Source organism: Fluviicola sp. (genome assembly GCF_039596355.1).
Lineage (GTDB): Bacteria > Bacteroidota > Bacteroidia > Flavobacteriales_D > Crocinitomicaceae > Fluviicola.
Genome location: NZ_JBCNJW010000001.1, coordinates 468,672 through 481,524 on the forward strand (window position 1 = coordinate 468,672; position 12,853 = coordinate 481,524).

At 44.2% G+C, this 12,853-nt stretch carries 9 protein-coding genes; 4 read left to right on the top strand and 5 right to left on the bottom strand.

The window, feature by feature from the left end; genetic code table 11:
• Positions 1 to 4 precede the first annotated feature (4 nt).
• Positions 5 to 679 (top strand): transglutaminase-like domain-containing protein, encoded by a 675-nt coding sequence (locus tag ABDV94_RS01860; protein ID WP_343604278.1) that lies wholly within the window; start codon positions 5 to 7, stop codon positions 677 to 679.
• A 58-nt stretch (positions 680 to 737) separates the two neighbouring features.
• Here ABDV94_RS01860 and ABDV94_RS01865 read toward each other — a convergent pair whose 3' ends face one another.
• Complete coding sequence (locus ABDV94_RS01865; RefSeq protein WP_343604279.1) at positions 738 to 2,642, bottom strand: SpoIIE family protein phosphatase; 1,905 nt, start codon at positions 2,640 to 2,642, stop codon at positions 738 to 740.
• A 124-nt stretch (positions 2,643 to 2,766) separates the two neighbouring features.
• On the opposite strand from ABDV94_RS01865, the gene ABDV94_RS01870 reads away from it, so the two are divergent.
• Positions 2,767 to 4,545 (top strand): PDZ domain-containing protein, encoded by a 1,779-nt coding sequence (locus ABDV94_RS01870; protein ID WP_343604281.1) that lies wholly within the window; start codon positions 2,767 to 2,769, stop codon positions 4,543 to 4,545.
• A 9-nt stretch (positions 4,546 to 4,554) separates the two neighbouring features.
• Here the strand turns inward: ABDV94_RS01870 and ABDV94_RS01875 are convergent, their stop codons facing one another.
• The gene (locus tag ABDV94_RS01875) at positions 4,555 to 5,205 is read right to left on the bottom strand and encodes a response regulator transcription factor (protein ID WP_343604282.1); all 651 of its coding nucleotides are present in this window, start codon (positions 5,203 to 5,205) and stop codon (positions 4,555 to 4,557) included.
• Positions 5,206 to 6,161: 956 nt separating this feature from the next.
• Here ABDV94_RS01875 and ABDV94_RS01880 point away from each other — a divergent pair.
• Complete coding sequence (locus tag ABDV94_RS01880) at positions 6,162 to 8,585, top strand: T9SS type A sorting domain-containing protein (protein ID WP_343604283.1); 2,424 nt, start codon at positions 6,162 to 6,164, stop codon at positions 8,583 to 8,585.
• Positions 8,586 to 8,722: 137 nt separating this feature from the next.
• Positions 8,723 to 10,645 (top strand): T9SS type A sorting domain-containing protein, encoded by a 1,923-nt coding sequence (locus ABDV94_RS01885; RefSeq protein WP_343604285.1) that lies wholly within the window; start codon positions 8,723 to 8,725, stop codon positions 10,643 to 10,645.
• A 20-nt stretch (positions 10,646 to 10,665) separates the two neighbouring features.
• Here the strand turns inward: ABDV94_RS01885 and ABDV94_RS01890 are convergent, their stop codons facing one another.
• From ABDV94_RS01890 to ABDV94_RS01900, 3 genes are all read right to left on the bottom strand, one after another.
• Positions 10,666 to 11,214, bottom strand: a complete 549-nt coding sequence (locus tag ABDV94_RS01890) for a hypothetical protein (protein WP_343604286.1) — start codon at positions 11,212 to 11,214, stop codon at positions 10,666 to 10,668.
• An 80-nt stretch (positions 11,215 to 11,294) separates the two neighbouring features.
• Positions 11,295 to 11,630, bottom strand: coding sequence for a hypothetical protein (locus ABDV94_RS01895; protein ID WP_343604287.1), 336 nt, complete (start codon positions 11,628 to 11,630; stop codon positions 11,295 to 11,297).
• Positions 11,631 to 11,676: 46 nt separating this feature from the next.
• Positions 11,677 to 12,837: a glycoside hydrolase family 3 N-terminal domain-containing protein gene (locus ABDV94_RS01900; protein ID WP_343604288.1), complete on the bottom strand. Its 1,161-nt coding sequence runs from the start codon at positions 12,835 to 12,837 to the stop codon at positions 11,677 to 11,679.
• Positions 12,838 to 12,853: the final 16 nt, after the last annotated feature.

The following is a 12,853-nucleotide window of genomic DNA, read 5'->3' on the forward strand; positions in this document are numbered from 1 at the left end:
CACAATGAAAGAGCAGTCTACAGCCGAAAATTGGGAGCAATACCTCGCAGAAACTCCTTCTGTGAACTTTTCATCCCCGGAAGTGAAGCAATTCATGACCGGAATTCCATGTCAAGATGATCCGAAACAGCAGGCAGTTGCGATCTATGAAACGGTGCGGGATGCTTTTCTCTACGATCCCTACCATCTGGACTTGAGGCGGGAAAGTTTGAAGGCGAGTGTGGTTGCCGGGAAGAAGCGTGCCTGGTGTGTTGAGAAATCGCTGCTGGCTTGTGCCTGTTTCCGCGCATTTGGATTTCCTGCCCGTTTGGGATTCGGAATCGTGAAGAATCACATCGGGGTGGAAAAACTGAAGACCTACCTCAAACGTGATGAAATCGTTTTTCACGGGTATGTGGAAGTGTGGATTGACGAAAAATGGAGTAAATGTACACCCGCTTTTGATCCGAGAATCTGTAAACTGAGCGGTGTTCCGGTATTGGAGTGGGATGGAAGAGAAGACTCCCTGTTCCAGGCTTATGCCGGAGAGAAGCAATTCATGGAATACCTGCATTTTTACGGAGAATTTCCGGATATTCCTTTCGAGTTGATGCACCGGGAAATGGCTGCTTATTATCCTGATTTATTTGAAAATCCAATCGATACAAAAGCGTTCTCGTTTCATTTTGACCCGATTTAATTCAAAATTGATACTTCGACTCCGCTCAGTATTAATTATGAATTCGTAATTTCTCCCTTTAACTTTTGACTTCTTCCGTTGAAATCTGAATCCCTTCACTAACGACTGAACTCCCATTTTTAGTGGCACGTGAGCGCGTAAACTTCGGTTCCAGGATCATGAAGGTGCAATCGTCGGTTTGTTCGCCTTCGCCTTTCCAAAAAGAGAATTGGTTCATCAAACGGTTGTAGAGGATACTGCCGTTTTGACTTCCGGATCTGGAAAGCAGGTAACGGAGTTGTTTCTTCCCGAATTTTTTGTTCGATTCTTTCCCGAACTGATCTACAATACCGTCTGTGAAGACAATCAGTTTGTCGTTTTCCTCCAGTAATATCTTTTCTGATTTGAATTCGAGATGGTTCAAATACGTGAAACCAATCGGAACGCGTTCGCCGTTTAGTTCAATGACTTCCGTGTCACGCACGATCCAAAGCGGCATCTGTGCCCCGGAGAAATGCAGTTCACGTGTTTTTTTATCGAGGCAAAAGATCGCAATATCCATTCCGTCCATGCGCTGTTCTTCATCCGAACTGATTCTTCTGAGGATGGTTTTGCGGAGCGAATCCAATAATTCGTTGGTGTTGCGAATCCCTGCGGCAAAGAGTTCGTCGAGCGTATTCATGCCCAAAACGCTCAGTAAGGCTCCCGGAACGCCGTGTCCGGTGCAGTCTGCAATGGCAAAGAGGACTTTTTCACTTCCATTTTCGCGGAAACTTTTCATCCAGTAAAAATCGCCTCCAACCAGGTTTTTAGGAGAATAATGTACATGAACCTGTTCGAAATGCTGTGCGAGCTGTTTACGTGAAACCAACAACGATTCCTGGAGTTTTTGAGCATAACGCAAACTGTCCATCATTTCGGCATGCTGTTTTTCCAGCTGGCTGTTTTTTTCCTGCAGGGCAACGGTTCTTCGGGATACACGGTCTTCCAGCAGGTGTACATCCCATTTGATTTTGCGTGCCATTTTCAGGAACTGGATGCTGATCTGCCCGATTTCGTTTTTAGGTAGTTGGTGAGAAATCGTTTCGTCTGCCTGGTAGTTGGAAGAGATGAATTCGTTCATGCTTTTTTGCAGGCGTGTTACCTGAAGCGTGATATTGCGGATAATATAAATACTTCCGAAGATGAGTGCCAAAAATGCGATCGCAGAAATAATGTATTGCATCTTAAGCGAATCATTGGAAAGTGCATACGATTCCCGGATGAAACTTCCACGGATGTGGCGCAGGTTTGCCTGGATATTGGTAATGTTCAGCGTCCATGAGGCGTAGTGGTTTTTGTGAGGTGTTGCAAAGAGCATCTGGAAACGGCTTCGAACCGAGTCAAAATACTGTAAATACTGGTTTAGTGCTTTCGGATAGTTTCCGGTAGCTTTCCAAAGGGTGATTTCCTGATGCAGCGATACGGCGTAGTGTTCGTCATTCCGCATGATGTAATCTTTCTCGTGTCTGCGCAGACTCAGAATTTGTTCTTCAAATTGCGGGAAGTTCTTTTCAATGTCGTGGATCACATCGCGCATTTTGCCGATATAACCGTGTTCTTTAAACCCGATTTTCGCAATGTCGTTCAGAATGTGGTCTTCCGTTAGGAGTAAATGATCCAGTCTGGCAGAGAGATTCTTTTTATTCTTGGAATCGGAAGCGCGGAATGTGCCGGACAGGTTTTGCCGGATCAGTTCGTGTGTAAAGCTGTTTTTTCTGCGGTAAGTCGTTTCGTTTTGTGCAATGGAGTCGTACCAGAAACGCTGGTTGGTCAGGTGTTCGATCCAATCTTTGTGTTCCTGGATTTGGGTGGATAAACTATCCAATTTCAGAAGAATAGCCTGTTTTTCGTGGATTTTTTTATTGTAGTACCAGGAAATGGAAGCAAATAATAGCAATATCAAACCAAATCCTCCCAGGACGGTAACCAACGATTTTTTCATACTGCAAAAATCAGGTCTTCCTTTTGCTACAATGTGAATCACATGTCAAATTGCTGTTAACACGAGTTAGAAAATGATGAATTTCTGGGGAAACAATTATATTTGAATAAATTAAAATCGGGGAATGAAATCAGCTCTAATTGCATTGTCATTAAGTCTGGCAGGATTGGTTCAGGCACAAAAAATTCATTACAACCTTCGGATGACGAAGCCGCAAAACCATTATTTCGAAATGGAGATGCAGATTTCGGAATTCAAACCCGGAGATCTGACGGTAAAAATGCCTGTTTGGGCTCCCGGATCTTACCTCGTGAGGGAATTTTCGAAAAATGTGAATCTGGTTCGTGCTTATGACGAGAAAGGAGCCGAATTGAAAGTTGGGAAGACGTCGAAAAATGCCTGGAAAATCAGTGCAGGAAAAGCTAAAAAAGTGAGCATTCAATACGAAGTATATGCCTTTGAATTGTCTGTTCGTACGAGTTTCCTGGACCTGACGCACGGATTTGTTTCCAACTCGGGAGTTTTCTGTTACCTGGACGGACACAAAGATAAGCCGGGGACAGTGACTGTTTATCCTTACAAAGATTTCAAGACGATTACAACTCCGCTGGAAAAAACGTCTTCTCAATCCGGAGAGGAGCGCTCGGAAACATTTCAATTCCCCAATTTTGATGTATTGGTCGATTCTCCGTTCGAGGTAGGGAACCAGGAAGTGTTTGATTTCACAGTCGATGGAACAAAGCACACCGTTGCCATGTACGGTTCCGGGAACTACGATGTGGATGAACTGAAATCCGATATGGCGCACATTGTAAAAGCTGAAAACAATGTCTTCGGCGGCAAGAACCCGAATACGAATTATACATTTATCGTTCACAATGTGGTGAACGGGCAGGGAGGACTGGAGCATGCCAATTCCTGCGTGTTGAGTGTAAACCGCTGGACGTATGGGAATGCATACAAGGACTTTCTTTCGCTGGTGGCACACGAATATTTTCACCTGTGGAATGTGAAGCGCATTCGTCCGATCCAGCTGGGGCCTTTCAACTACGATGAAGAATGCTACACATCCCTGTTGTGGGTGATGGAAGGTTTTACTTCATATTATGACGAATTACTACTGGTGAGAGCCGGTTACTATACCAAAGATGAATACCTCAGAAAATTGCAGGGAACATTGAATTATGTGGAAGGATCCGTTGGTTCACGTGTGCAGCCGGTTGCACATTCCAGCTACGATGCATGGATCAAAGGCTACCGACCGAATGAAAACAGTGCGAATACGACCATGACGTATTACTCGAGAGGAGCGGTTTTGGGAGCTTACCTGGATGCAATTATTATCGACAAGTTTGACGGAACCAAGTGCCTGGATCATTTCATGCAGTACTTGTTTGATGAGTTTTATACGAAAAAGAACCGCGGGTTCACAGAGCAGGAATTCCAGGATGCTTTAGAGAAATTCCTCGGACAGGATATGGATTATTTCTTCGACAAATATGTAAACGGAACTGAAATTCCGAACTATAACGAAGTATTCAGCAAGATCGGATTGGGAGTAAGTTATACCGGGAAAGCGGTGACTTCATTCGGAGCATCGTTGTCACAGGAAGGCGGAAACTGCATGGTGAAATCCGTTCGGGCAGGAAGTGCTGCTGAAACAGCTGGTTTGAGTGTCGGAGACGAGGTTATTTCCGTTGATAATATCCGTGTTGATAACAGCGCGTTGGAAAGCTATATGAGTGCTTTAGGAGAAGGAGAAACGTGTAAATTACTCATTGCACGTGAAGAGCAGGTTATGGAATTGAACTTTGTGATGACCATGTACGAACGCCCTTCGTTCAAGTTTGAAGTAAACGGAACTGCGAAAAACAAGTTCGATTACTGGTTGAGAAGTCTCTGATCCGGAAATTCAGTCGATCAGGTGATTGTTGATCGCGTAGCGTACTATCCCGACGATATTTTTGGCTCCGGTCTTCACAAAGAGATTTTCCCGGTACGTATCGATTGTCCTCGGACTCAGTTTCAGAATTTCTGCAATTTCGCGGTTGGTGTACTGCTCGCACAGCAGTTTCATTACTTCAATTTCGCGGTGAGAGAGTGCATTTGATTTCAGGGAGTGCGTCTGCTGGTTCCGTTTCTGAAGTCCTTCAATCAGTGCTTTTGAGACCTCTTCAGAATGGTAGTAACCAAACCGGTGTAGGTTTCGGATTACTTCTACCAGGTTTTCGATATTCTTTCCTTTTAGGATGAATGAATTGGCTCCGAGTTCCGTTAAATGGAAAATGAGTTCCGTATCGTAATTGGAAGCGAGTACAACAACCCGGATTTCCGGATATTTCTGCTTGATTTTGATCATGGTTTCAATCCCGTTTTCCTGTGCCATTCCGATTTCAATCAGTAGGATATGCACCTTTTCCCAGGCGGGATGATCAAACGATTTCTGATCATTGGTGGCTTCTATGAGAACATGGAGGTCCGGATAGTCCTTCAAGAGTGAAATCATTCCCTGCCGGAAAAGTGAGTGATCATCTATCAGTGCAATGTTTGTGGTTGTTTTCATCTAATGTAAAGTTTAGAATCGCACACCAAACTATGTATGATAGAACCAGCCCATTGGGGCAGGAAAAGCCAGCTTGTTTCCCAATGACATGTGAATGAAATGAATACCTGCTGAACAGGGGGTAGCTCATGTTTCATCTGTGCCGGAATAGGGTTCATGGTGTGTCAATGATGTCGTAATGAAAGGAGATACACTTGTAAATCAGGAGAAGAAGTAGTTTGAAACTGAAGTTTTATCCGGAAGGAGACGGATGGACGACAGGCGGCTTGTTTTTCGATCGGGGTATACGAATACCTCGATTTTCAATTGCTGAAAAAGTCATAGTGATTATGTTTAAAGTTCGAATCTAAATATACACAAAATAACAACTTACCCCGTGTTTTGAGCGAGATAAATTCGCTTAAAGTGTCCGGATAAACTTTTGTCTTAGAGTGCTTTTGGGTGTTTTTACGGATAAGTATTTAACGACTCGTTTTCAATAGAAAGAAGCTAAATAATGTGTGTCGAAAGAGTTGAACCGGTAATCTCTCACCCGGTATTTAAATTGGAATGATCCGTTAAATCACGGAGTTTTTGGGAACTTTCACCGATGGGTGAAAAAGGGTGTTTTCACTCTTTTACCACCTTTAATTTATCCCCAGATTTGTTGGGCATCGAAATGTTCTCGTGGAATTAATGTCTTGAAAACCCGTTTTTGATGCGCCGCGAACGACCTCTGCGAAATAGTAAATGAGGCTAAATACATGTATTCACCATGGACGGATAATTACATATTTTATAGTCACAAAGAGAAGAAACACACCATGTACGCTCGATTGAAAGCTGTCACAAGCGAATAAACGATCAGGAAACTGATACCTGAACATAACCGGAGAAAAGATCCGGTTATCTGACCTTCTATAAACACACGAGTGTTTACTGTATTAACAGCTCATTATTCACAAAATGAACTCATTATGAAAACAATCAAAAACATGCGATTTGCTGCTGTCGGACTGATGACACTGGCATTATGCGCTTTTTCAAAAAACGCCTGGGCACAACCCGTCGTTACCGTGCCACCTTCCTGTAATGTAGTCGTTCCGGGTGTCGGAGGATCTCTTGGTTTCGGTGGAGATGTCGGAAGCGGCGGTATTGTAGTAATGCCCGATTTGGCAAGTGCTGCAGGAAACTTCATCGTGAACCCGATGGGAAATACCATCCTGGGATGGACACTCTATGGGGATCTTTCCGTAGGGCCTATTTCACAACCATCACCGGCTGTTCAGTCGGCAGGAGGAGTTCCGAACTTGTACATTACTTCTTACAATAAGTTTGTAAGGGTATCAGAATTGACTCCGCCTTCAGCGGATTACCTGGCACGAAGCAAAGGTCGTGTGATGATTTCGTATACGAACCCGAGTGCTACTTGTGGCGGTGGAATTTCGTTTGATATCTTCAAGGAATATGTCAACAACGGTTGGCCTTCTACCGGAACCCAGGAAGGATATGTTCCTGAAATTATCGGCCCTGACTGCTGGGAGGCTGGTACGACCTATACGTATTCTGTGGATCAGATTGCAAGTGATAATTACGGCGACGGAATCGGGGGAGATGAGTACTTCTGGGATATTTTCCCGGCTGTAGGAACATTCTATACCTCTGCGGATCGCAGTTCTATTACCTTTACAACTCCGTCTTCGGTATCAGGCACTTATACCATTCAATGCTGTTTCGGGCGTGCAAATCCATGGGATGCCAGTACGAATCCCCCTTCAGCGACCACTTGTGTAACAAAAACGATTGGTCAGGTTCCAGGCCCTCCGTCATTCACAAACGCACCGCCAGCATGTGTACCAACTTCATCATCTTCATTTTTTGTGGGAATTAACCCTACGGTAGGCTATACCTATTCCTGGACTTCATCCAATAGTTCCTGGTTACTGACTCCGAGTGGTGCACAGAATGAAGATATAACGGTGAGTTCTATCGGATTTGATCCGGGAATCCTGACGCTGACAATTACAAACGGAAGTTGTGATCCGACGATCTTAACCTACACAGTGAACCGTGAGTTTGATAACATTTTAACGATCAACGCAACTTCTAGCTGTGTTCCTGCTGGATCCACAACCAATTTCGCTATTTCGGGAGGAGCGCAAAACCAGACTTGCTGGGGACTTCCTGCAGGTTGGACTTATGCTCCTGTAACTGGATCGGAATCCAGCATCAATTTAACAGTTCCTCCGGGGACGGCAGCCGGTGCGTATGTAATCACTGCGAGTTCATGCTCATGTCCTTCGGGAGTACTTTCATATACTGTCAATGTGCAACCGGCAGCTCCGGTAATCAGCGGTCCTAATTGTGTGGATCTTGCTGCGGGAACTCCGGTAACTTATACTGCTTCCGGTTCATCCGGATTATCTTATTCCTGGAATTATCCTTCCGGCTGGATTTGCGTCCTGGGTTGTGCTACCAATACAGCGACATTTATTCCGGGAGGAACATTGCCTCCGCCTCAGAATCTCTCTGTGGTTTCAATTGGTACAAATGGGTGTAATGCAACATCTACTCCGTTCCCGGTTAATTACATCCCGGCTACACCAAGTGGGATCAGTGCAACTTGCTGGAACTTCGGGGTTTCTGGAACAACCACCGTTACGGTTGCAAACGCTCCGTCTCCTTTCTATGGAACTTACACTGTTACAAGTGTGCCTTCCGGTTTGATTACATCTTATACGGTTACGGGATCAGGAGCTATTCTGATCACCACTTCAGGAACTGCACCTGCAGGTACCTATACCCTGAATATTACACATGTTACCGGTGCACCTTGTGGAAGCAGCGCAACGGCTAGTTTCCCGATTACGTATAATGGTAATGGAACCATTCTGACTACTTTTTACAATCCAGGTGCAGGCGGACCGGATGTGTACATTACCAGCAGTGCTCCAGCGGGATCAACTTATGCGTGGTATGTGAACGGAAGCGGGCCGGTAGGAACAGGACCGGTTTTGTATCTGACAGGGTCAGGGCCAGCTCCTACTTCGGTTTGTGTATATGTCACCAGCGGAGGTTGTACAACCGTATTGTGCGCTAATCCTCCAGGGACACATAATCTGACTACAGGATCTTCTGATAACGAAGAGTCTGCAGCTCCTTCTTCAGCGTTCGAAATTTATCCGAATCCGAATGATGGAAACTTTGTAGTGAAAGTTCCGGAGTTCAAAAACGAAGCAACTGTTACGCTGGTAGATGAAAGCGGAAGAGAAATTGCAACGCACAAGTTGAAAGAGGGTATGAACCGCATTTCCGAGAAAGATGTTCCATCAGGGCAGTACTTCCTGCTTCTGAAACTGGATGGTGAATACAGTATGCATAAATTGCAGATTTCACACTAAAACAGTGGAATGACTTAAATTTTAGAAGGTTGTCTTGAAAAAGGCAACCTTTTTATGTGTATTTTAGTCTCTATGTTGAGTCCTGCGTTTGACCTTGGGTTTAACTGTGAGCTTAACGCTATTTTTTGAACATTCGGATGAAAAAAAAACTTCTATTCTATTCACTGTTTTTTGTTGCTTTTGTATCGCATGCTCAGAGAGAGTTTTGGGGCACGGTAAGCAACGGAGGTCAATTCGGTCAGGGCTATATTTTCAAAACGGATTCCATAGGCGATAATCTTCAGATTGTTCATCATTTCGATTCTGTTAACGGTAAAAATCCCGGAGCAATACTGGCTGCAAGCAATAACAAATTGTACGGATTGACTTCTGCCGGAGGACAAAACAACCAGGGATTGTTCAACGGTGGTGTTTTCTACGTTTACGATCTGACTACCTCCACGTTTACAGTTTTACAGCATTTTGGTCCGGGAAATACAGAGATTACCGGGGTTTATCCTGCTGGAGACGGTTACCGGACTTTGACGGAAGTTTCACCGGGTGTGATTTATGGACAATTGAGAGGTGCGTACCAGGGTGGTGTGATTTTCAAATACGATGCATCTACTCACACGACAACAGCTGTCATGAATTTACCGACTTTCCAGGGAGGAACTTTTAGTTCTACTATGGGCAATCGCCTGGAAGGCATGCTTTACCAAGCCCCGGATGGATTTCTTTACGGGACCACTTATACCAATTCTCAATGCCCGATTCCCAACCCTAATTTGGGATCCATTGTCCGGATTGACCCTGTAACCAATGCTTTCTCGATTCGCTATTTGTCTCCTTGCAGTATCAGTAACGGTTATCAGTTTAACAACCTGTTTGTAAGTTATACGGATAAACTGTATAGTGTGGCAAGACAGGGAGGAGCGAATAACAAAGGTGTGATTTACTCGTTTGATCCTGCTACCAGCACGTATTCCAATAAATACAACTTTGCGGGGGGAGTTTCAGGGTTTCAGCCTTCTCCGATGGTAAAAGCTGCCAACGGGAAGTTTTATGGAACGGCTGATGGCGGAACACCCGAATCCGGGTTTCCATCGGGATGTGGTATTTTGTTTGAATTTGACCCCGTGACAGAAGTGTTTACCAAGAAGTTGGATTTTACTTATGGTAACGGATTGTACCTGAATGTAGGAACCTTTCCTTTCAGTATGATTAACGGACATAATGAGAAGCTGTATGGTGTTACCTCAAACGGTGTTTTCGAGTACAATACTGCAACGAATCAAACGGTTCCGAAAGGCCGTTTTCCAATCGGTATGGGATGGTATTCGCCACTGACGCCTTCTTTAACAGCTGTTTGCAGAAAACCTGCTTACACTGCGGTGAATGATACGGCACTTGTTGCCTGCCAGGGGGAAAGTTTTACGTTTGAACTGGAGTCGGATAATGCGGTTTCCTACACCTGGAAGCAAAATGGAGTGGTGGATAATTCCAGAACGAGCGGAGTACTTGATTTTGCAAGTCTGGCTGTGGGTGACGAAGGAACCTGGATTTGTGAAATGAGTAATGAATGCGGAACAACTGCCGGGCCTTCGATTGAGATAGATGTTGTTCAGAATGTTCCAACGGTCACGCAGTCGGGAGCGGAACTGCAAGCTTCTGCAGCTGAAAGTTATCAATGGATCAATTGTAGTAACGGAAATGCAATCAGCGGGGAAACGAATGTTGTTTTTGCACCGTCATCTAATGGAAATTATGCGGTGATTACAACTATAGGAGGTTGCACGGATACGTCGGCATGTTATGCATTAACGGATTTGGGACTGAATGACCAGCAGTTGATCGCGATTTCCATTCTTCCGAACCCGGCTAGCAGCCAGATTTATTTGCTATCTGATGAATCGGTTCAAATCCACTCCGTGAAAATCGTTAATGAAACCGGGCAGCTTGTAGGAGAGAGCACTACCAAGACTATCAAAATAGATTTTCTTGCTCCCGGAATTTATACTGTGCTTGCTGAAACGTCACAAGGAAACTGGAATGGAAAATTCATCAAATTGGCTCAGTAAATAGCAGGCGAGAGCGTGTTTCAGATTTGAAGTATTACTTCATAAACTCCTTTTTGATCGCAGAAATGCGGCTCACTTTGATGTGAGTCGGTGCATTTCATGATCTCGTTTAGCTGCGTTTCATTGAGTTCAACACTTGAATTGATCTGGTAAACCTCGTCTTGAGGCTCTGGTTGGAGTTTTAGAACCAAAACGGTGAGCTTGTCGATTTTGGTTTGTTTCTGATAGACGGTATAGCCGTTTACCAACACTTCAATAATGACATCTGTTTGATCGGTAGAGAATTCAAAGCTGAGTTCTTTTCCCAGTTTTTCGCCCAGGAGAATATTTCCGTTCAAGTCGCTAATCGTAATGTCTCCGCTTCCTTTATGACCCTTGTAACTTCCTTTTAGCTTGGTGATGTTTCCGCCCAATTGTGAAACTTCGATGACATAATTCAGCGGTTCCCGGTATTGATCCAGGGAAAACCAGTAGGTATATCCGTTTTCTTTGCTGTAGGACTGATGGATCATTTGTGCCTGAGTCCAGTGCATTGTGATCAGAGTAATGAGCGTAAGGATCGTTTTCATAGCGGTTCCTGTTTTGTGGTACAGCTAAAAGTAACCCAAATTTTTGTAGCCCGACTATTCGAACGGCATGAATTGCTTCGTTATATCGGGATTATCAATCGGATCAGTTTCTTATCATAACAATCATCTGAACCAAAAATGCCGTATTCTTCTTTTCCCAGGAGCATACACCAAAGGATTTCACGTAATTGATTGTCTGTCAATTCTACTTTGGAATGGATTGTAAAATAGGGGGATTCCGGGTCGAAAAAAGAAATTTCCTCCCGATCCAGTGAATCCAGGAACTCCGGCTTGAATTTGGAGTGCATGAATTCGGGATCAATGCGGTAGTTGTATTGAAAAGCACCGGATTTCTTCTTTTGAGAAAAACCGGTTACGCTGGTTAACAGCAAGAAGCATAAAAGAAAAAGTCTCATCCTATTGCTAAGATGAGACTTTTGATGTATTTCCATACATGTGGGATTATCTAATTGCTCCTGCACATAATTTCATTCTGAGTACACGCTTTGCTGCGGCATCGACAATTGCTTTGAATGCTGCGTCTGTGCGGTATTTTGCCAGGATTTCAGCGTGAGATTTCATACAGTCCAACGGCATCAATAAAATATCAACTCCAGCCTCAATTGCTTGCACGCTGTTTCCTTTCACTGCAGTAACTCCGCCCATATTCATTGCATCCGTTACAACCAGTCCTTTGAATCCGAGTTCTTTGCGAAGTAAATCGGTAACGATTACTTTTGAACACGTTGCAGGAAGTCCGTTTGTGTTGTACTTCGGATTGTTTACAACAGCAAGGTGTCCGATCATTATACTCAGTACTCCTTTTTGAATCAATTCCGGATACGTGGAAACTTCTTTTAACTCTCCGTCAATGGCCTGAAGTGATTTGTGCGTGTCTCCGGAAACCAATCCGTGTCCAGGGAAGTGTTTTGCCGTAGCAATGATTCCCTGTTGCTGCATGCGCGCGATGAATGCATTTGACCAAGGGATGTTATTTGCTTCCACTTTCGCAAAACCTCTGTAACCAACCGTTCCGTTTTTTGCAAGGTCAACAACCGGTGCAAAATTGTAATTGATTCCGATTGCTTTCAGGTTTGCAGCAATGGTGTCTGCGCATTGATTTACTTCAGCAAGAGAAGTGATTTCGCTTGCTTTTTTTACAACCGGAGTACCGGAAATTTTTCTGTTAAATAAGGTCGGTTCTGCATCTGCACTGTATAGAAATCCAGGGTTTCCGTTTTGAGCATTCAGTTCGTTGAATTCAGTGATCCAGGAAGTGAATTCTGTTTTTGTCCCGTTCAGCATCAACACGCCACCGATGGTTCTTTTACCGATTAGTGCTTTAATAGACTGTGGAGTATTCCCCAAACGCCCTACTGCCGGCATAATCAGCTGTGCGACGATTGCTGTATCGTCCAGTGTTTTGAACAAGGCATCAACATCTTTGTCCAAATCAGCATTTGTAGACAAATAGTCGGAAAGCGCATAGGTGCGTTTAATTTCCGGTAACTGGGGAACTTTGCGTTCTTCTTTCTTGGTTTCCGTTTTTGTTTCCGTATTATTTTGTCCACATGCCTGGAGCAGGAGTACAGAACAGGCACAAATTGTTATCCAATGTTTCATTTCGACTTTTATCATA

What these genes read in the sequence shown, in the direction of transcription:
- ABDV94_RS01860 (WP_343604278.1), top strand. Translation starts at nt 5, where the DNA reads ATGAAAGAGCAGTCTACAGCCGAAAATTGGGAGCAATACCTCGCAGAA.
- ABDV94_RS01865 (WP_343604279.1), bottom strand. Translation starts at nt 2,642, where the DNA reads ATGAAAAAATCGTTGGTTACCGTCCTGGGAGGATTTGGTTTGATATTG.
- ABDV94_RS01870 (WP_343604281.1), top strand. Translation starts at nt 2,767, where the DNA reads ATGAAATCAGCTCTAATTGCATTGTCATTAAGTCTGGCAGGATTGGTT.
- ABDV94_RS01875 (WP_343604282.1), bottom strand. Translation starts at nt 5,205, where the DNA reads ATGAAAACAACCACAAACATTGCACTGATAGATGATCACTCACTTTTC.
- ABDV94_RS01880 (WP_343604283.1), top strand. Translation starts at nt 6,162, where the DNA reads ATGAAAACAATCAAAAACATGCGATTTGCTGCTGTCGGACTGATGACA.
- ABDV94_RS01885 (WP_343604285.1), top strand. Translation starts at nt 8,723, where the DNA reads ATGAAAAAAAAACTTCTATTCTATTCACTGTTTTTTGTTGCTTTTGTA.
- ABDV94_RS01890 (WP_343604286.1), bottom strand. Translation starts at nt 11,214, where the DNA reads ATGAAAACGATCCTTACGCTCATTACTCTGATCACAATGCACTGGACT.
- ABDV94_RS01895 (WP_343604287.1), bottom strand. Translation starts at nt 11,630, where the DNA reads ATGAGACTTTTTCTTTTATGCTTCTTGCTGTTAACCAGCGTAACCGGT.
- ABDV94_RS01900 (WP_343604288.1), bottom strand. Translation starts at nt 12,837, where the DNA reads ATGAAACATTGGATAACAATTTGTGCCTGTTCTGTACTCCTGCTCCAG.